General features: G+C 47.2%; 13 protein-coding genes. 4 read left to right on the top strand and 9 right to left on the bottom strand.

The window, feature by feature from the left end; translation table 11 throughout:
* Window positions 1-230 precede the first annotated feature (230 nt).
* Window positions 231-2,822 carry a glycine betaine ABC transporter substrate-binding protein gene (locus tag QP794_RS04880; protein ID WP_285075164.1) on the bottom strand — a complete coding sequence of 864 codons (2,592 nt, stop codon included), beginning with the start codon at window positions 2,820-2,822 and terminating at the stop codon, window positions 231-233.
* The gene (locus QP794_RS04875; protein ID WP_024630729.1) at window positions 2,788-4,017 is read right to left on the bottom strand and encodes a quaternary amine ABC transporter ATP-binding protein; all 1,230 of its coding nucleotides are present in this window, start codon (window positions 4,015-4,017) and stop codon (window positions 2,788-2,790) included. Before QP794_RS04875 ends, QP794_RS04880 begins: the two co-directional genes overlap by 35 nt.
* A 496-nt stretch (window positions 4,018-4,513) precedes the next feature.
* Here QP794_RS04875 and QP794_RS04870 point away from each other — a divergent pair, with 496 nt between their 5' ends.
* On the top strand, window positions 4,514-5,086 hold the full coding sequence (locus tag QP794_RS04870; protein WP_024630728.1) for a GbsR/MarR family transcriptional regulator: 573 nt from the start codon (window positions 4,514-4,516) through the stop codon (window positions 5,084-5,086).
* A gap of 86 nt (window positions 5,087-5,172) precedes the next feature.
* Here QP794_RS04870 and QP794_RS04865 read toward each other — a convergent pair whose 3' ends face one another.
* From QP794_RS04865 to QP794_RS04850, 4 genes are all read right to left on the bottom strand, one after another.
* Window positions 5,173-6,813 (bottom strand): helix-turn-helix domain-containing protein, encoded by a 1,641-nt coding sequence (locus QP794_RS04865; RefSeq protein WP_285075163.1) that lies wholly within the window; start codon window positions 6,811-6,813, stop codon window positions 5,173-5,175.
* 191 nt (window positions 6,814-7,004) lie between these two features.
* Window positions 7,005-8,291 carry a DUF5050 domain-containing protein gene (locus tag QP794_RS04860; RefSeq protein WP_285075162.1) on the bottom strand — a complete coding sequence of 429 codons (1,287 nt, stop codon included), beginning with the start codon at window positions 8,289-8,291 and terminating at the stop codon, window positions 7,005-7,007.
* A gap of 170 nt (window positions 8,292-8,461) precedes the next feature.
* Window positions 8,462-9,295, bottom strand: coding sequence for an ABC transporter permease subunit (locus QP794_RS04855; protein ID WP_285075161.1), 834 nt, complete (start codon window positions 9,293-9,295; stop codon window positions 8,462-8,464).
* The gene (locus tag QP794_RS04850; RefSeq protein ID WP_285075160.1) at window positions 9,288-10,193 is read right to left on the bottom strand and encodes an ABC transporter ATP-binding protein; all 906 of its coding nucleotides are present in this window, start codon (window positions 10,191-10,193) and stop codon (window positions 9,288-9,290) included. The genes QP794_RS04855 and QP794_RS04850 overlap by 8 nt, the downstream gene beginning before the upstream one ends.
* Window positions 10,194-10,642: 449 nt before the next feature.
* On the opposite strand from QP794_RS04850, the gene QP794_RS04845 reads away from it, so the two are divergent.
* Together QP794_RS04845 and QP794_RS04840 are read left to right on the top strand one after the other, a co-directional pair.
* The gene (locus tag QP794_RS04845; RefSeq protein WP_285075159.1) at window positions 10,643-12,478 is read left to right on the top strand and encodes an HSP90 family protein; all 1,836 of its coding nucleotides are present in this window, start codon (window positions 10,643-10,645) and stop codon (window positions 12,476-12,478) included.
* Window positions 12,478-13,533 (top strand): hypothetical protein, encoded by a 1,056-nt coding sequence (locus tag QP794_RS04840; protein ID WP_285075158.1) that lies wholly within the window; start codon window positions 12,478-12,480, stop codon window positions 13,531-13,533. Before QP794_RS04845 ends, QP794_RS04840 begins: the two co-directional genes overlap by 1 nt.
* A 165-nt stretch (window positions 13,534-13,698) precedes the next feature.
* On the opposite strand, the gene QP794_RS04835 is transcribed toward QP794_RS04840, so the two are convergent.
* Together QP794_RS04835 and QP794_RS04830 are read right to left on the bottom strand one after the other, a co-directional pair.
* A complete protein-coding gene (locus QP794_RS04835) occupies window positions 13,699-15,873 on the bottom strand; it encodes a serine hydrolase domain-containing protein (RefSeq protein WP_285075157.1) in 2,175 nt (724 codons plus the stop codon).
* 156 nt (window positions 15,874-16,029) lie between these two features.
* Complete coding sequence (locus QP794_RS04830) at window positions 16,030-17,280, bottom strand: MDR family MFS transporter (protein ID WP_285075156.1); 1,251 nt, start codon at window positions 17,278-17,280, stop codon at window positions 16,030-16,032.
* 105 nt (window positions 17,281-17,385) lie between these two features.
* On the opposite strand from QP794_RS04830, the gene QP794_RS04825 reads away from it, so the two are divergent.
* Window positions 17,386-19,278, top strand: a complete 1,893-nt coding sequence (locus QP794_RS04825; protein WP_285075155.1) for an ABC transporter substrate-binding protein — start codon at window positions 17,386-17,388, stop codon at window positions 19,276-19,278.
* Window positions 19,279-19,320: 42 nt separating this feature from the next.
* On the opposite strand, the gene QP794_RS04820 is transcribed toward QP794_RS04825, so the two are convergent.
* On the bottom strand, window positions 19,321-20,814 hold the full coding sequence (locus tag QP794_RS04820; protein WP_285075154.1) for a serine hydrolase: 1,494 nt from the start codon (window positions 20,812-20,814) through the stop codon (window positions 19,321-19,323).
* Window positions 20,815-20,856 lie beyond the last annotated feature (42 nt).

The raw sequence follows: 20,856 nt of genomic DNA, 5'->3' as shown, positions 1-20,856 counted from the left end.
ACAATTTAAGATGCAAGGTAAAAGGAAACGAAAAGTATGTTCAGCTTATCCTTGAGATTTTCGAAGTTAGTTAGGACCTGTCCTCAAATTCAATTCAGGCATACGTTCAGGTACACTTCACTTTTCAGTAGGATTGAAGAAAAGCCCTAGTAAAACTTACAAAAAAAGCCCACCGAAAAAATTCCGGTGGGCTTTTTTACCAAATTCAGGTTTATCCATCTCAATCTGGTTTAATTATCTTTTAAATCTTCAATGGAGTTGATGTCCATATAGGTGGGTACAACCAGACCAGTTTTGGCACCGTCCATATTTGGACCGAGATCATCGATCTGATCCTTATACTTGTTGAAATAATCGGCAGAGGTGAGCGGCAACCATGCGGCTGGAGTTGCATCCACATCACCGTTGGCAATACCGGTCCACATTGGACCAATCTCTACCTGCAGGGAGGTTACTTTGTAACCCAGTTTTTCTTTCAGAATGTACTCCAGCAAGTTGGTACTTGCAATTTCGGAGTCCCAGGCTACGTAACTCAGTTTGATTGTATCTCCATTCACCGGGGTCAGACCTTTGGTCCATTCTGCCACTTTGTCGCTATGTTTCTCGGCAAAAGCTGCTGCGGCTTTTTGGGGGTCATCGCCGTCCTGAATGGCAACCATGATTTCACCCATGTCCTCAGGTGTCCAAGAGAAGCGATCCAGGAATTCATATGCGACAGGTTTGTCTTCCTTTAACCCTTTGCGGGCAATGGTATGAATTTGTTCAGCTTCACCGTAGACGCCTTCCGGATCGTCCAGATATTTCAGGTCATATGCGTTGAACATCCAATGCGGTGTCCAACCGGTAACAATAATCGGTTCTTTATTTTTAACGGCTTTATCCAGCGTAGCTGTCATTGCCGCTCCTGAACCTTCAACCAGCTTCCAGTCAGACAAACCGTATTTCTCAATAGCACTTGCAGTGGACTTCATAATTCCGGCACCTGGATCGATACCGATAATTTGGTGATCCACTTCATTACCCACATTGGCATTTGCCGATGGAGTAGAAGAAGCAGCTCCTGTTTCCAAGTCTGCAATCGAATTAACATCTGTCATGTACGCAGGAACAACGAGCCCTGTGCGTACACCGGTCATGTTGGCCCCCAGGTCATCCACCTGGTCTTTGTAACGTTCCCAGTAGTCAGCGTGAGTCAATGGCAGCCAGGCTGCTGGTGAGGCATCTACGTCGCCTGTGGCGACACCCGTCCACATTGGTCCAGCTTCAACTTGCAGGGCGTTAATTTTATAGCCAAGTTTGCTTTCCATGACATATTTCAACAGGTTGGTACTTGCGATCTCGGAATCCCAGGCTACATAGCCAAGTTTAAATGCATCACCGTTAACTGGTGTCAGACCTTTGGTCCATTCGTCAACCTGGTCTGCATGTTTCTCAGCGTAGTCTTTAGCGGCTTCTTCTGGTGATGTACCATTTTGGATGGCACTCATCATTTCGCCCATTTGATCTGATGTCCATTGGAATCGGGACAGGAATTCATAAGCAACCGGGTGATCCTCTTTCAAGCCTTTACGGGCAATGGTGTGAATTTCTTCTGCATCACCGAAAGATTTTTGCGGATCTTCCAGATATTTCAGATCATATTTGTTGAACATCCAGTGTGGAGTCCAGCCTGTAATAATGATCGGTTTTTCTGCTTTAATCGCTTTGTCCAGTGTGGCCGTCATCGCTGCACCAGATCCTTCAATCAGGGTCCAGTCTGTCAGATGATAATCTTCGATGGCTTTGGCAGTGGACTTCATAATGCCTGCACCCGGGTCAATACCAATGATCTGATAATTGACTTCTTCACCTACAGCATTAGCTGGTGTGTTGTTACCTCCGGCAGAAGAACTATTTCCACCAATGAAGTATTGTGAGAACCCTGCTACGAGTACAGCCAATACTGCTGCGGCAGTAATCCAGGCTGTTTGTTTCGTTGAGAACCGGGAGCTCTTTTTGCGGCCTGGCATAAACAGATTTTGAGTGAAGCGGTCAAGCACGATTGCCAGTACCACGACAGCCAAACCTGCTTCAAAACCTTTACCAATCTGAAGCTGTGTTACAGCACGATAGACTTCCGCACCAATACCCTGTGCACCGATCATGGAAGCTATAACAACCATGGACAGCGACAGCATGATGGTTTGGTTAATCCCTGACATTACGGTAGGCAATGCAAGTGGAAGCTGTACTTTAAACAACTTTTGCATAGACGTGGAACCAAAAGCATCCGCTGCTTCAACCAGTTCGCCAGATACCTGCTTAATTCCGAGGTGAGTCAGGCGAATTGTAGGTGGAATCGCGAATATAACGGACGCGATAACACCCGGAACCACACCAAGACTGAAGAAGGTTACCGCTGGCAGCAAGTAGACAAATGCAGGCATGGTCTGCATAAAGTCAAGCAATGGTGTGATAATCCGTGCTGCAGTTTTGCTGTATGCGAGCCAGATACCGACAGGCACACCGAGCAGGATGGATATCAATCCTGATGTAATAACGAGGCCAAGTGTGTCCATTGATTGGGACCAGTATCCGAGGTTATCTACGAGCAAGAAACCGATAACCGTAAACAGGGTCAGTGGTAATCGGCCAACAAGATATGCGAGTACACCGAGTATTACAATAAACAGGAGCGGATGGGGGAGCATGAACAGCCCGGAGAAAAATCCGACAACCTCCTGAATGACAACGGAAATGACTTTAAATAATCCGGAGAGCGAGGAGCTCATCCAGTCAACTATCGATTCAATCCACGATGCTAGTGGTATTTTGGGAATCATTCGCAAGTTCCTCCTTTACTGCAACTTCACCGCTTAGTGCGCCAAGCAGGGCACCGCGGACGATAACACCTTGCAGACGGCCAGTTTCGCCAACAACAGCGAGCGGCACATGGGCTGAACTTACAATTTCGAACAATTCATGAATCAGGGTATCCGGTGACACAGTTGGTCCATCCGTGATCAGAATGTCGTTCAACACTTTGTTTTCGCGCATCGCACGGGTTGCATCTTCAGCTGTAATGACACCAAGCAGTTTGATCGAACGGTCAATGACAAACAGGTTGGAAATACCACGTTCGCGCATTAATTCGAGGGCAACACGAGGACCACGGTCTAGCGTAATCGTTTCAGGACGTCTCATAACATGAGCTGCGGTAAGGACCTTGGACAAGTCCACGTCTTCGACGAAGCGGGCCACATATGAGTTGGCCGGTTGAATCATGATTTCTTCCGGAGTACCGATCTGCACGACTGCGCCGTCCTTCATGAGGGCAATACGATCGCCGATGCGCAGCGCTTCGTCCAAGTCATGGGTAATGAAAATAATGGTCTTTTTCATTTTATCCTGAAGCTCAATCAGTTCATCCTGCATATCACGGCGAATCAGTGGATCTAGTGCACTGAATGCTTCGTCCATTAACAGGACTTCCGGGTCATTAGCCAGCGCACGGGCCAAACCTACACGCTGCTGCATACCGCCACTTAACTCATCCGGCATTTTATCTTCCCATCCCTTGAGGCCAACCAGTTCAAGCGACGTTTTTGCTTTTTCCCGACGTTCATTTTTATCTACCTTTTGAACTTCGAGTCCATACTCCACATTATCAAGAACGGTACGGTGCGGGAATAAAGCAAACTTCTGGAATACCATGCTGATCGTTTTCCGACGCACTTCGCGCAATTGTTCTTTGTTCATTTTGCGTAAATCTTTACCATGGACAAGAATCTCTCCAGATGTGGGTTCAATCAGACGATTAAACATCCGAACAAGCGTTGACTTACCACTCCCGGACAGCCCCATGATGACGAAAATTTCACCTTCCTGAATCTCCATGTTGACCCGGTTGACACCAACCGTTATCTGTTTTTCTTTGGCCAACTTTTCTTTGCCCCAACCTTGCTCCAGTAATTGCAGACCTTGCTCGGTTTGGGGGCCAAACAATTTACTTACATTTTTTACTTCAAGTATGGTCATGTTTTCACCCCTTCTGATGTGTTGTGCACTTCGAACGGCTTTCAGCATCCACAAGCCCATACACTTGTGCGCCCAGCCACGAAATCCGGTAATTGTTGCTTCGCTTCCCGTCTTTCTGGGTAACGTTTAGTATTCTAACAATACTTAACCCGTATAGCAACCGAATAAACAGTACATAATGTTCATACAGTAAAAACTGTACAAAGTTTTCCGTCCATATGCTCTGTCATTCTCCTTATTCTGGCTAATAAGACACCTTTACATTTGATATCGCTTTTTCTACAATAGAAAATGTGCTGAATCTAAGCAGTTTTTTTTGGTTAAAGATAGTCGTAGGCGTTTGCAACTTGGTAAAGCTCCCATGATATACATTGGGTAACCTAAAGCCCGTTGGCATATAGGATGTCCTGCCGGATACGTTCCCATGTAAGCAGGATCTTAAACAGTTGCAATTATTTTGCCGAGACTGGGAATGTTCAGAATGGAGGTTGCAAGCATGAGCTTGGACCATTTACAAGAGGAACAGCAGGCCACCGTTCTTAGAATCCGTAAACGCGTCATTGAAGCCATTGGGCGTAATATGGATCTCTACGGCGTTACGCTGTCCACGGGACACTTATATGGATTGCTTTTTTTTGCAGACAAACCTATGACCCTTGACGATATGGGCCGGGAAATGGAAATGAGCAAAACGAGCATGAGTACCGGCGTACGTACACTGCTGGATCTAAAAATGGTAAATAAAGTATGGAACAAAGGCTCCCGGAAAGACCTATATGAAGTGGAGTATGACTGGCATCAGACGTTTACGGATTATTTTGTGATTAAATGGAGAAAAGCCGTGGAGAGTAACCTTCAGGTACTGCGCAAATCCATTGAAGAAATGAATCGTTTGATTTCTGATCTGGATGAACAAGCAGATGCTGAACTTCTTCATATTCTTAAGGAAGACAAGCATAAGGTGCTTCAAGCAGAGGCCTACTACAAATGGCTGGACCGCTTGATTGATACTATGGAAGATGAGGAAATATACAAATTGGTTCCAAAAGAAGAAATCAAGGAACATTAATAACAGCAAAGCAAAGGGCCCTTTCCAAATCGGAGAGGGCCACTTTTGTCTTGATTAGTTAATGAAGAAATACGCACGCATTAATCTTAGTTTATGCTTTGCAATTGTCCAATTAATCCCACATGGGATAAGGTCACAAGTTGCTGAACAATCTGTTCCAGTTCGTCCATGATCTGATGACGTCCTATTGGAGTCCAGGATCGTGCGGACCAATCGGATATATCGTGCACGCTGCCTCTCAACACGGCCGGAGAGCGATTCCAGGCGGTAGTTTGTTTCATGCGCCGAAGCAGTTTCTCACTCACAGGAGAAGTGGAGACGCGATGTATGAACAGATGATCCGTGTCCAGCATGGGGATGCTCTCTGCCGCATACTCGTCTGACATTAAATCTGTTGATATGATCTGTGCAGGCTTTAGTCCCAGTTCACCGTAAATAAGGTGATGTAATGGATGCTCGGCATTTTCCTGGAGCCGAATAGACTGATTCGTAACCTGCATAAGCATAATACGTTCTTGCCCGAAGTGGTGCTTCAAACGAAGTCCGATGTCCAGGCTGCGAAGCTCCAGCTGCTTGAAATTCTGCAAGGCCTGCTGCTCCCGTCCGACCAATTCAGCCAAGCGTAAGTGAATTTCTTTCCAGTCATGGGCCTGATCCAGGATGACCGTAGGTGCAATACTTTTGAGCTTATCGTAAAAGGGTTTATGATTGAAGTCACCGATAATCAGGTCCGGCTTGGCCTGACGTAATTTCTCCAATTGTGCGACTAGCCGCTGCTGCTGCTCGATTTCATCAAGCTCCCGATCAGGGAATCCATCCATTATTGCTACGGGATGCAATCCGAGCGAAGAGAGGTTCTCATGAAGTCCCATCAAGGACGCCGTAGCGACGCGAATTTGGTCTTTTTTCATATATAGGCTGGGTGCGATCCCCATGCTTTGTTTGAATTTGCGGCTAAAATAATATTCATTGCCATAGCCAACAGATACGGCGACGTCTTTAAGTACGCATGATTCCTGTTTGAGCTGTTTTTTGGCTTCGTCAATCCGCAAGCGATTCAGATAATCGGTAGGTGACATGCCTTTGGCTTTTTTGAAACTGCGAGAATATGAGCTTGGCGTCAATCCGGCAATTTTGGCTAGTTGATCCATGCTGATGCCTTCACTCATGCACCGTCGCATATACATAATGCTGCTTTCAAGTGCTGGGTCGACCTTCTCATCATTTTCCTCAAGCCGATTCTCCGAGAGATACTGCAAAAGCTCGTGGAGCTGGCTATGTATACTGATAAAGTGATCGGGCTGAATGCCACGATAGGCTTCAACCAATTGTTCAAATCGTGCTCTGGCTTGTTGGGCATGGCGAACCCTCAGTCTGCCTGTCTCCCAATCCAGCGGGAAACCAGAGGAGGAGGTCATTTTCCATTGGCCGTGCACTTGCTGCAAACAGACCGTATCCATACTAAGGAGTATGAACTCCGTAACAGCCGAGCGTGCAGCTGCCTCAATCGTTGTTCCTGGCTTCAGAACGTACAGTTGATTGGCTTCGGCGGTATAGACCGTATCGTTCAGGACCAGGACACCGTCTCCTTGTAAAATAAGACAGAGCATGGGCCGGGACACCGTCTTGCCTTGCACACGGAAATGCTCCCCGCGCCGTACACGGCACATGGAAGAGAGGAGCGGTAGAGATGAGGTTTCAGAAATGAAGGGAAGCTGTTCAGTCATACGGACCATCCTTTTGTCTTATTTTCTTAATGATAACAATTATCATTCTCATATGGAAGATGTTTTTGAAAAATAGTTTTGCACATGACAAAAAGAGGATAACCAGAGCCGTGATGGCTTAGGGTTACCCTCTTTCTTTGTTTTGGACAAGAATATTGAGATGGCTATGAGCCATCATTAACATGCGTGGGTTAGTTTGGCACGACCAATAGGATATCATCCAGGAAAACGTCGCTTAGCACCTTTTTGCCTGTGCCATTGGCTTGAACATGATATAGACGGTAAAGATCATTTGCGTTGATATAGAACATGCCCGGAACATCGTCATGAAGCTGGAACGTTGCCCATTCCTCTCCGGCAAGCTTGGTTACTTTGAGAGCTGTGCTCACGGAATAAAGACCGTTGGTACCGGATAGATATGCAAGCGTTGATGTTCCGTTGGTCAACTGTGTTGTTACGAAAGTGACGTTGTTCAAATTCAGATTGGCAGATTTGGATACCTTGTTTCCGGCGATGGTTTTGGCATACGCCTTTTTGTCTGCATCCACAACGACAACCTTATCCGTACCCAGTGAACCAACTTCCCGGATGCTCTTGCTATGAATCTGAAGTGTTTTGCCGGAAGTAGTTAATGCAAAGGCTTTACCTGTTGAATAATCATAATCCTTGTTGCTGTCCAGCTTGATGCCTTTGTTATACACATAAAGATTGTTGCCCCAGCCGCCGGCATAAACAGCGTTCACATCCAGCTTTGCTTTTGGATTAACGGCTGTTCCCTTGCCTGTATTGTAGTTTACCTTGTACATGAGAATGGCGTTGGTAGAGTAAAACTGCTCGTACGGGTCAGTGTTCACCATCAGTTGCAGTTCGTTTTTGGCAATATTCATAAAATAACGACTTTCTACTGCACCAGCAGCAATCCGCTCTACGGCACCGCTGCCGTTGGAAGCTTTGGATACAATCCAGGGTTTTCCATTAACAAGCCCGTTATAATATACACGGCCTTTCGTTACGGCGAGCAGGGGGAAATCAGTATTCGCTTTGTCCGCAATTTTGGCGGCAGCCGAAGCTTCGCTATTGCCATTCCCACGATAGATTGAGCCTTTGGAATCCATATAATAAATGAACCCACTATCCGTATAGTAGCTCAACACATCTGTCGCATACGTTTCAGCCGAATCGCTGGAACCGTCATTGGGAACACGAAGCAGCGTTGTGGAGGAATCGGAACGGGTGTAATAGAGATAAGATCCCGCCGCAGCAAGGCCATCTCCTTCGAAATCAAGCAATACTTCCGTAGTTCCACTACCGTCACCAGATACTTTGTACAATACACCGTCGGAATCATAATATACCGTAGTTTGGCTAAGGGAAGCTGCATGAGCACCGGCTCCGCCTCCAAGCATTGCCGCAGCGATCAGTGTAAACAGCAGCAGGGTGCAAACCGTGCGTTGCATGCGTGTAAACCATTTGTTCATAAATCAATCGTCACCCTTCTTCTTTATGTATGTAATAAATACCTTAACACCTTAAGTTATATCGGTAAACTATGGAAAATATGTTATACATCTTAGCCTTCATAATTAACGTTTAAGATGCGGGCAAAAAATTAAAACACCGCGCGCAAGAAGATGCACGCGGTGCAAACTTAAATCTGACTTTCAGCGAGCTGCTGACGGCTGTTCCACAAGGTGACCAGACGAAGCAGAGCGAAACTGATGAGTAGAAGCACGGCTCCAACTAAAATCAACATGAGTGGACTGATAAGAAGCATGCCGCTCGCCTGTCCAGCAATCAGGGCGAGCAATGGAATTACCACCAATCCTCCTAGTTGATAGGCCTCCTGAAATCCACGCACCTTCGCCGAGATCAGGACATTCAACAGAATGACCACGAGACTGCACGCTGGAACAACCCATAGGACCAGAATGATCCAGTTCAGATTGGGAAACATCAACGCTCCGAACATGGGGTACATCAGGATATTGGCAATGATTCCGTAGATAATGAAGGTAATCCAGGATAATAACTGAGAAGGGATAAGAGCTGCCAACACCTTGCCTTTAAACAAAGTATCCATACTCATCGGAGTAAACAGAAGACCTTCCAACGTCTTGCGTTCTTTCTCGCCTGCAAAGCTGTTGGCCGTCAGAATGCTGGATGCCATCACCGGAATGATGAGAAACAGAGGCGCGAACATGTACAACGCCAGGTAATAGACAATTCGATGATTATCCGTAGGCATCGAAGCAAGCTGTGGAATCCGCCCGGCATGGGTTAGGCTATCCAGCGTATTAAGCAGGAAGCTCATATTGCCGAGGGAAGCAAGCTCCATCCTTGAGGCTGCCCAAATGAGTATCCCAGGCATGATGATCCCGATAACTAGCGGAACGATCAACATGGGCAGCCAGAGCTGTACGCTGGCTGTAATGGCTCGAATATCTTTACGAACAAGTGCACGTATGGCTTGTCGGTTATTCATATTGGTGTGCCTCCCTAATGGCAAAATAAATGCTCTCCAGGTCATTGCCCATAATTCGGGCCTGATAGACTTGTCCATGCTCGGTCAGTTGTCGAAGTAGCAATGGAATATCCTCACGGGCTTGAAGCTGGAATACCGCCTTGTTTGCGGAGATCATCTCCGGTGTATATTCAGGTACCGTTTGCCAGCCATTCGGCATGATCGCTTCAACTTCAAGCCGGGGTGAGGTTAGGTAACGGTTGATGATCTCCTGCTCCGTACCTTCCTCAACCTTGCGCCCCTTTTCCATAAAAATATACCGATCGCAAACGGCCGATAGCTGGGATAGGACATGAGACGAAACGAGAATCGTCATTTGTTCCTCTTGATTTAACCGGCGAATGATACGAAGTACCATCTGAATCCCGTCCGGATCAAGCCCATTGGTCGGCTCATCCAGAAAGAGAATGGAAGGGCGATGCAGCAGCACTCGCGCCAGACCTACGCGTTTCTTCATACCTGTGCTGTAGGTGCCCACTTTTCGATACTGATAATCCTGCATTTCGAACAGATCCACGAGCTTGTCTATTCGGGCTTTGGCATGTTGTACACCGAAAGCTTCAGCGAAAAAGATCAGGTTGTCCCGTCCGCTCATATTTTCATACAATCCGCTCTGCTCCGTTAATGTTCCGCAGATAGCCAGTACGTTCTCCGTCTCACGAAAGGGGTCCAGGCCGTTAATGCTTACTTGCCCACCCGAAGCGCCGAGAACGCCATTCATAATTCGAATCAGGGTGGTTTTGCCTGAACCGTTGGGTCCAATTAACCCGGTAACGCTGCCTTGTTCAACCGTGAAGCTGACATCGTTCAGTGCCTGATGTACTTTAAATTGCTTGGAAATGTTACGAACTTCAATCATGTTCCTTCACCGTCCGATCTGAGTTTGGAGATTATACGTTCAGATGAGTCATATCGTTCAAATGATGGGTCGAAAAATAAAATTTCTCCGTCTTTAGTCCCAAACCCAGGCAGCAACTTCACCCTAAAGTCCGGCGAAATCGGGTCTCAGGTTTGTTTTCAGTCTGGTCTTTACCATGTATTCTGATAAAAAGGGGTGCACTATCCCGTTTCATTGCCATCCATAACGTGGTGATTAGATTTAAGGCCTCTTACATATTATGAACGCCTGAATATTCATCTAACGCCGGTCTTGGTTAGCCAAGGCCGGTTTGACGTCGTCACTTGGTGATTCCATTGATGAATCGCCCCATTTATTGCGATTACATAATTGATTTCGTCTAACACATCATATGCACACCTATCTTTTGGAGCATGTGATGTGTTTGGACCCAGAGGAAGGTGAGCAAAATGACAGCATCCAATGAGTATCGCTTTCAGGTGAACCTGAGCGGCATGATTCAGATTTTATCAAACCATCTCTACAGCAGCCCCAAAGTCTTTTTACGTGAACTAATGCAGAACGCGACTGATGCCATTACAGCTCGAACAGAGGCGGAACCAGGATATCAGGGTGAAGTACGTGTGGAACTGACCGGAACAGGTGATCAACGTACGATGATGGTGGAGGACAACGGTATTGGCTTGACGGAAGCGGATATCCATGAGTTTCTGGCGATGATTGGTCAATCTTCAAAGCGTGGTCAGCAGGCGTTGCTGGATGGAGAGACTTCGTTTATCGGGCGATTCGGGATCGGATTATTGTCTTGTTTCATGGTAAGCCATGAAATCGTCATGCTGACACAATCCGCGAAGGGTGGACCTTCGATGGAGTGGCGGGGTAAGCCGGATGGTACCTATACGATTCGGCAATTGGAGACACAGCTGTCTCCGGGAACGAAAGTATATCTTCGCTGTACGCCGGATGCAGCCCATTATTTCGAAACGGAATATGTGAAGGAAGCCTTGTTCTATTATGGAGCGCTGCTGCCTTATCCAGTCATCCTGCATAGTGACGGTGTTCAACATATTGTAAATAGCGAGTCACCGATCTGGTTGATGGAGCCTGAGCTTGCACGTGGACGCAGAGCGGAAGTGTTGGCTTTTGGTGAACGATTACTTGGAGAGAAGTTTCAGGATTTCATTCCACTGACGACGGCTTCGGGGCGTACAGGGGGCATTGCTTTTGTTCTGCCGCATGCTGTCAATCTGAATGCCAAGCGTTCCCATCGGGTGTATCTGAAGAGAATGCTTATATCGGAGAAGGCAGAAAATATTTTGCCGGACTGGGCGTTCTTCGTGAAATGCCTGATCTGGACAGACGAGCTTCAACCAACGGCTTCGCGAGAACACTTTTATGAAAATGAAAAGCTGGAAGATGTACGCTTTGAACTCGGCGATGCCCTTCGTAAGGGATTGGCCGACATGGCTGAGAGCCAGACGGAAAGGTTGCAGAAGCTGATTCGCCTGCATGCTCTGTCGATGAAGGCACTGGCTGTGCAGGATCAGGAGTTCTATGCCATGATTCACCGCTGGCTGCCGTTTGAGAGCACCCGTGGTCATCGGGAACTGGGCGAGCTGATGAATGAGGGAGAGACGTTGTACTTCACTACCACGGTGGATGAGTATCGTCAGATTCATCATGTCGCCTCAGCCCAATCGATGCTGGTCATTAACGGAGGATACATCTACGACAGTGATTTGATGGCCATGCTGCCATTGGCGGTGCAGGATGCACAGACGGAACGATTACAGCCGGATGAAGTATCCATGAGTTTCACGGACGTGCCGCCGGCTGAACGGAATCAATATTATGATGCCTTGCGCCTCGCTGATTCTGCTTTGCAACGTTTCCGCTGCCGTGCAGAGGTCAAGGGTTTCAAGCCAGCCGATTTGCCGGTTCTGTTCACGCTCTCTCAGGAATCTTCTACGCTGCGTGCATTGGAAAAAGCAAGTGAGGAGAGTACAGAGTTGTTCTCTTCTGTCCTTGGATCATTGTCATCCGGCATTAGTTCCGCAGGTTATTCGACCCTGTACCTGAACATCAGCAATCCAATTATTCAGCGGGTGCTGACTTCACCAGATGCTCAAATGACGCCAATTGCCATTGAAATGTTGTATGTCAATGCGTTGATGATGGGGCATTATGCCATGAATCGGCAGGAGCTTGAGGTGCTGAATCAGGGCATCGTTCGTTTTATTGACTGGGGCTTGCGGGCGAATACAGATCGTAAGGGGGATGCCTGATGCAGACCGAAATGGATTTTGAGGATTTGATGGATGAGGCCTATGGCCTGCCTAATGGACCAGCAAAGCTGGGCATGCTGGAGGAAGCGGCAAGAGTCGCCGATGTGAACGGCATGGAGGAAGAGGCGTACGAAGCACGTTCAGAAATCGTGGAGACAGCGACATTTTGCGGTTATCCGATGAAGGCACTGATTGCTTTTTCCTGGCAGCTGGGCAAGTTTGATCAACAGCCTGAACGCTATGACGAAGAAACGTTAATGTGGTCGTATAAATGGATTTTGGGCGAACTATCCAGCTTCCCGGAAGTGTCACGCGACAAAATCATGGAGCTGCTCGAGGACTTCGGACGTCGCTTTAAGTCATTCGGGTACAGCGAGCGTTCGTACTGGTATTATCGGTTCCGCATATCCATGGATCTTGGGGATCTGGAGGAGGCTGGAAACAGCTACACGAAGTTCAGAAGCATGGATCGTGATTTTATGAGTGATTGCGAAGCCTGTGAACAGGATGAAATTATGCGCTACTGGATACTTGTTGGAGATGATGAGAAGGTGCTGGAAGCGGCGAAGCCCATCTTGAAAGGGCGGATGAGCTGTGCCGAAATTCCGCATCTGACCTTATCGGAGATTTTGATGCCACTATACCGGCTTGGGAAAATGGATGAAGCTGATAAGCATCAGCCCAAAGGCTACCGCTTGATCAAAGGACATAATGACTTTGTGCAGAGCTTTGCCGAGCAGATGGATTACCTTGCACGGACAAACCCGGCGAAGGGTATTGATGTACTGGAAGAAAGTCTGGTGCTCGCAATGGATCATGAAGATCCGTTTGCCAAAATGATGTTCTATGCCAGGGCTGCCCAGCTGCTGCGCCGTTGGGCTGATGAATCGCCAGAATACCGATTACGGCTTCCGGCTTCATTCCCCTATGAAGGAGATCCGGGAGATTTGCATAAACTGGCCGATTATTTTGCGGCGTATGCCAAATCAGCCGCAGAGAAGTATGACCAGCGGAATGGCAATCAACATGTTTCGTCGATGTTGGGCGAGATATAGTTAGAATATTTCACTAAAGCAGTAACGAACTCATCGATTTTATTAGGCATTATGAGATGGCCACCGCCCAAAACCAAAACAGGCTTGTTCAGAAGGAGGGTTTCCTCCTTCGAACAAGCCTGTTTATCTTTTTTTTATAACGTGAATATGAGGTGGGTAATCAGGTTATTCAGAAGTCACGGTTGCAGGCGCGGGTGTATCTTCGGCCGGATCCTCATCTACGGAGGTTTCGGGCTTCGGCTGCTTTGCCAACAGGTCAGCTACGATCTTGTCGGTTGGCTGTGTAAACAATTGGTACATAATCGAGGCTTCTTCCTGACGGATCAGTGGTTTGCGGGAAAGGAAATCGACTGATCCATCCTCCAGCACTTTCACTTCTGGGCCGTGGATACCGAGCTTAACCATCATTTGGATCGCAGGCACAGCCCAGGCATCTGTCTTCCCGGTCAGCTTCACATCCTCGAACAGTTCATTTGGATATTGAAGCTGGAGAGTTCTCCAGATCATCACCATGGCTTCCTGACGGGTAATGACCTGATCCGGCTTGAACTGTTTCTCATCCGCACCCGTGATCATGCCAGATTCATAACCAAGCTGAATGTAACCTGCAGCAGGATGGGTAGCCCAGTCGGTATCCGCAGGTGGTGTCGTTTTGCTGGCTTTCAGTCCGCTCATTTTAAGGACGTCCTCAATGAATTCAGCCCGTGTAACGGCATTTTTGGGTTGAAAAGCTTCACTTGCATCATTGGTATAGTATCCAAGCGATTGTAATCCATAGATGGCTTCAGCATAGGGGCTGTTCTCACGAACATCCCGGAAACCTTGAGGTTTTTGCCCTTTTTTCTCATAGCCGAACGGGTTGAGATAAGGTTCTTTCATATAGATGGTTCCATCAGCATTTTCCTTGAACGCCGTGAACTGACCTGTTAACTCATCCTTGAAGAGGTTCTCTTCAACCTGAATCAGTGTACGTGGGCCGAGGAAGACGTCGGAAATGCTTAATTTTCCAGGTTCTGTGCCGCCATCTTTCAGGGAGCTGACAATCGTGCTCAGCCGCAGATCCGCGTAAAGCCCAGCGAAGCGTTGCAGCTTATCCGCAGATTGAGGTTTATATTCCTTGAACTTGACTGGTTCCGCATATTGCGGGAAGAACGTCTGAATAAAGGCCGGATAGAACAGATTACGAAGTGCTCCTGTCTGGTTGTAGGTAAGGAAGACGCCCGTGTTTTGCTCAGGAATTAGGAACAGATAAGAGCTGAATCCGATCAGGTCGCCAGCTTTGGTAATAATTTTGGAACTGCTGCCTGCACCCGGAAGCTGAAAAGCAGCTTCAAATCCGTAAGCCGTATCTGGTAGCAGCGGATGAATAGAAGAGCGGTATTGTTCCATGCTTTTTACAGTAGATTCCTTCAAAATACGTTCGTTATCCTTCACACCATCATTCAGGAAAGCAATCATGAATTTCCCGATATCCTCAGCTGTTGAGAGCATGCCACCTTGAGGCATAGGTGTTGGGGAAAGGGTATACAGGCCAAGTGGATTATGAGCCGCATCATAGGCTGTTGCAAGTTGGTTTTTGAACTTGCCGTTCAGCATAAAACTGCTGTTATCCATACCCAGAGGTTTAAAGATATGTTGCTGCATATACGTTTCGAACGGTTCGCCGCTGGCATTCTCCACAATCATGCCAAGCAGCAGGAAGGAGAAGTTATCGTACATGTAGGCGCTACCAGGTTCTCGAACGACAGGTGGCATATGTAACTTGGCATAATCCTCCATCGATACAATTTTGTCGAAGTCATTATGGATGTCTTCCTGCTGTGGGTCGCGAATCTCGAATCCGGTGGTGTGTGTGAGCAGATTCTCCACTGTTACAGGTTTGTCAAAAGGGTTATCGAATTCCAGTCCTTTCACATAGGTCTGAAAGTCGGCTTTCAAATCGACTTTGCCTTGCTCCACGAGCTGCATGACAGCAGCTGACGTAAATGTTTTGGAGACCGAGGCGATACGAAAGGTGGTGCTTTTTGGATCAACCGGTGTTTTGCTCTCCAAATCGGAATAACCATAGCCTTTCTCTGCTACGACTTTTCCATCTTTGACAACGACTACGGAAGCGCCAACATATTGGGCCTTCGCTTCAGGGGAATCGAAAAATGTATCGAGAAAAGCTGCAGCGGAATCAGTAGTCAGCGCTGTTGCCTTCCCCTTTTCATTGACCGCAGCGGGTGCGGTTTCCGCCTGAACGGCGGGTGCCCATAGACTGAGGGACAGGACAAACGCCATGAACGCCCCGGTTAGGGAGGTGAGCCTGAAGCGGGTGCTTCGGTTGGATAAATGCATGCAAACACTCCTTCTAAAGAAAATTTTGTAAAAAGAACTCTCCTGTTTATTACTGCTTACGGACACGATCGGTTTCAAGATAGTAGATTAAGATGTGTACATCACAATAGAATTCAGAACAACAATGAGCCAAATACAGCCTGAAGAGGCGGGTATTCAGGATGCATCTGCACATAGTCGTGGTTCACCTTGACCCGCTGATGGCCGAAGGGAATGACGGAAAAATATGAGAGCGCCGATCCCCATCAATACATACAGGCCTGCCATTGCATACGAAGGCAGAAATGCGCCAACCGTTAGGCCTAGACTACCAAGCAGAGCAGCCGCGTTATAGCTCATGCCGTCAGCAGCCATATAGGCAGCACGATTGGAGTCGGGAATCATGCCAGCAAGCATGACCTGACGGACAGGCGCATACATCAGCTCACCAATGGTCAGGAGTACAGCGGACATAATAAGCAGCCAGGCCCAATTGCTGAAAGCGAGCACGGCAAAACCAGCAGTGTAAAGACACATGCCGACGGTCATGACAAATCTGGATTGAAAACGCCCCAACCATTTGGAGAATGGAATAGCCATTAATACGACGAGTACAGTGTTGATCGCCATGATCAGACTGAACATCTGCAGACCTGAGATGTCCCAACTGAAAAGTTGGGCAGTGAATTCATTTTTCAGACGAACGGCGATGTATTTATCCAATTGGAATTCCAGAGAGACAGCCATCATCGTCGCGGTGAAAAACACCATAAAACGTCGGTCTCTAAATACAAGGCCATAAGTTTTCAGTATATTTTTGTGTGTCGGGTTATTATGTTGATTTGAGTATGGTTTAACCATTGTTTCATGAATATATATGAAGAGAATGAACAGTGTAACCAGGCTCTCCAACCATACCAGACTGAATAAAATAAAACGGAAGGACTCGAATAATAATCCACCCATCATCGCTCCGATTGTAACGGCAACGTTGGTCGTCCAATATTGCAGCCCATAGACATAACGACGTTCATGTTCACTGCTCACGTCCACAATCATGGCATTGGCAATGGGTACGGTGATACCCGAACTGATGCTACTAAGCAAAAACATGGCACAAGTTATAGGAACAGAGTCCATCCATGGGGAGTTGGCAGCAGCCAGCCAGAACAGGGCGAACACCTGCATACTTTGAGCGAATATCATCAGTTTCTTGCGCCCGACTCGGTCAGACCAGTATCCTGCGCCCAAGCCAACGAGCATGGAGGCCGCAATATTAACAGTTAACAATATACCTGCCCAGCCTGCACCAATCTGAACACTTAGATAAATCGCCATAAAAGGAATAATAGATTTCTGAGTCAGATCCGTAAAAAAATCAGTAATGATGCGAATCCTTATGTTGCGATGCAAATCCGTATATTTCATGTTCAGCGCTCTTCCTTTCTGCTGGTGTTGTCGATGTACCTGAGTATAATGGAGGAAAACCTGAAGAAAAACTGTAGAAGCATAAGAGTGTATTTCGTATTTTACATGGGAGAAGGAAAGGAAGGGAAGATAGTGGAGGTCGTGGATCATTATATTCAGCTTCGCATGGTCTTTTCGAACGTGGACGAAGAGGAAGAAATACATACAACGATTGGTGAACTGGCGAATCATTTATGTTGTACGATGCGCAATATGAATTTGATTATGAACAAATTTATGGATCAAGGCTGGGTCAGATGGAGCCCACAACGCGGTAGAGGGAAAACATCGGTGCTCGTGTTTTGCCATCCTCTGCTGCAGGCTGTTCAGGAACGATTCGACCGACTATTGCAGGGAAACAAGCTGGAGGAGGCTTATGTGCTGGCTTCATCCATGCCATTCTCGTTGCAGGAAGTATTGATGCAAGGATTGCAGGGCCAGTTCGGACTGCGTTCCGATCAAGGCGCTCGTGGAAGAATGGATACACTGCGTATTCCACAGGAAACGGCCTTTGAGACGTTGGACCCGACTCAGGCTGCCATGTGGGGAGAAGTTGGAATTATTGCGGAGGTATTTGATCGTTTGGTGCAGTATAATGCTGAGCGTCAGGTCTGTGAACCGAGCCTTGCTGTGGCGTGGGAGAGCAATCAGGAGGGAACAGAGTGGACATTTTATTTGCACAAAGGCATACGGTTTCACCACGGCAGGATACTTGATGCAGAAGACGTCAGATATACGTTTGAACGAATTGTTTCAGATCAGGGGTGCCCTTGCAGGCCGCTTTTTGGCTCCATTCATCGTATAGAGACATTCGATGAGCTTACGGTGCGTTTTGTGTTACGATTTCCCAACTATATGTTTCCGGATCTGATGAGCAGTATGAATGCTTCCATCTTGCCCCGTGATATAGAGCTGGACCCCATGCATCCGATTGGTACGGGACCTTACCGATTGACGCGCAATCATCCCAAGCTGCTTGTCATGGACGTCTTCCCCTCCCATTTTAGGGGCCGGGCTTTTATTGATCGGGTTGAAATATGGCAGCTTCCCCAGTCAAATCTGGTGGAGTCGGTGATCAAACAGGATTTGTTTCCGGACGGACAAGCTCAATCGGTGCAGCACGAGGTTCAGGGTGGTGTGTACATGACGTTTAATATGCGAAAAGAAGGTCCGCAGCAGGACATATACTTCCGTCAGGCTGTTCAGCAACTAATGAATCCACAGGAGATGGTGGAGGAATTGGCACGTACAAATATAGAGGCTGCCTATAGCCTGGTTCGAGACAAGTCCGAGGAAAAGCAGGAATCCCTGGAGCAAATAGAGCAAACCCATCAATTGCAGCAGGCATTAAAGCATACAGCCCCCTTCGCTGAATCATCTCTTACAAGAGCTTCAGAGCTGTTACAACGCAGCAGTTACGCAGGCCAGATCATGAATGTGTGGGTAGAGGAAGGCGAGAAAATGGAGACAGATATGAACTGGTTCGCACATCGCTGTGAGCTTATTGGACTGAAGGTGAGTGTTATGCCAGGTAATCCGGTAGATGCTGTGTACCATGATGAGTTTGCTTCTTGCGATCTGATATACACGGGTGAGGTGTTCGATGACCATCTCACATTAAGCCTGCTTACGATGTATACGTTCCAGAATACGTTGCTTCTCATTGCGCTGGATGACCAACGAAAAAGCGAGCTTGAACATGAATGCAGACGTGTCGTTATGATTCAGGATAGTGCTGAGCGATTACGAATGCTAATGACGTTGGAGGAGCGGCTTATTCATGATGCTGTGCTCCTGCCTACATACAGCTTCAGGGAAGAACATGCACACCACGCTTCGCTTCAGGATTATCGTGTAGTTTCATTCGGCATGCCAGATCTGCGTCGACTATGGGTGAAGAGAAGTCCGAATACAGAAGAAGAGAAAGCGAGTTATCCGGCATATATCCCATTGTGGTAAAGAGTGTAACTTCACAATGGGATAGGCCGGTATGGGATGTTTTTAGACGGATGATGTCTTTATAAATTCAATTGGATTCGTGCCCGGTTCAAGCAGCAGCGGAATAGATAGAGAGCTTACGCTATCGTGTTCATCCATCTTAAATGTAAATGTGACCTTCAGGCCAAACAGGGTAAGTTCTACGGAAAAAGTATCATTTCCTGTGTATTCCATAGGCATGTCAATGGCATTCAAGGTGGCTTGTAGCCCATCATTCGACTGTTGAATAACGATTTCGCCGTAACCCGGATGTGTATAGCTGCCCGCATAAGCATGGATAGGACGATCATGGGGGTGAACCTGGGTTTCGTCTGGTTTTTCCTCAACAGAGGTTTCTGAAGTAGTTGGTGTTTCTATGGTATCTGTAGCTGCTTCAGATTCATTCGATTCTCCAGCCACTAATTTGGCTAATCTCCCGCTCCAATCCACAGGTTCCACTTCAAGCAAGCGATCAATAACGTTAAAAGAAATCGTGTAGGGAAGAATGCTCCCATTGGTATTGCAAAGGACCACAACACCGATCTGTTCCTCTGGTAAAAAGGCGATCTGTGAAGCGAATCCATCGATTGCTCCGCCGTGATGAATCATGGCGTGTCCGCGATAAGAATCAATCATCCAGCCCAGACCGTACGTGCTAACAGGCAGCTCTTTGCTGTGGAATGGTGAAGTACAAGCCATTTGCGGGCTGTGCATAACAGCCAACTGTTCTTTGGAGATCAGTTGATTCCCATCCTGTTGCCCTTGATTCAATTGGAATTGCACCCAAGCGATCATATCGACCAGATTGCTGTTAATGGAGCCAGCGGGGCCTACGGCATCTATTTTTCGAAAAGGTATTCGTGTACTCTCTCCGTTTTGATCCATATAAGGGAAGGCGAAGTCAGGTTGATTTTGCATCTCATCGACAGAGAGGACACTTGAATTCATACGGAGGGGATTAAACAGAGACTCCTGAACAACATTCTCCCATGAAGTTCCTTTGAGTTGCCCCACCAGATAACCAGCCGCCATATACATCAGATTCTGGTATTGCCACTTGTTCCGAAAGTCTTCATTTGGCTCCAGATACTGAAGCGCGTTTACGAGTTCTTCTCTGCTCCGTGATGAGTTGTACCACATCATATCGTGCCTTGGAAGTCCGGAGCGATGACAGAGCATATCACGGATGGTCAGACGTTCTGTGGTTACGGGATCGAACATTTTGAAGTCTTTCAAATACGTTCGAACAGGCGTGTCCCACTTCAGAACGTCCTGATCGACGAGCAGGGCAGCTGTTGATGCTGTAAAGGCTTTGGTACTGGAACCGATCGCGAATAGTGTATTGGGCGTGACTTCGAGCTTAGATTCCAGATCGCGATAACCGTATCCTTTTTGTAAAATAACTTCATCCTTGTGAATAACCGCTACTGCCACACCTACGCCTTTCCAGCGTTGAAGCTGCTCTTCCACAAAATCATCCAATCCATTCAGCAATGAGTGATGATAGGTTGTATTCATTATTTCCCTCCAATTTGGAAATAGAGTTGTACCTCAATTAAG

This window comes from Paenibacillus sp. UMB7766-LJ446, from assembly GCF_030226665.1.
Taxonomy (GTDB): Bacteria; Bacillota; Bacilli; order Paenibacillales; family Paenibacillaceae; genus Paenibacillus; species Paenibacillus vandeheii.
The sequence above is the reverse complement of the archived record's forward strand: the minus strand, read 5'-3'. Positions and strand labels throughout refer to the sequence as shown.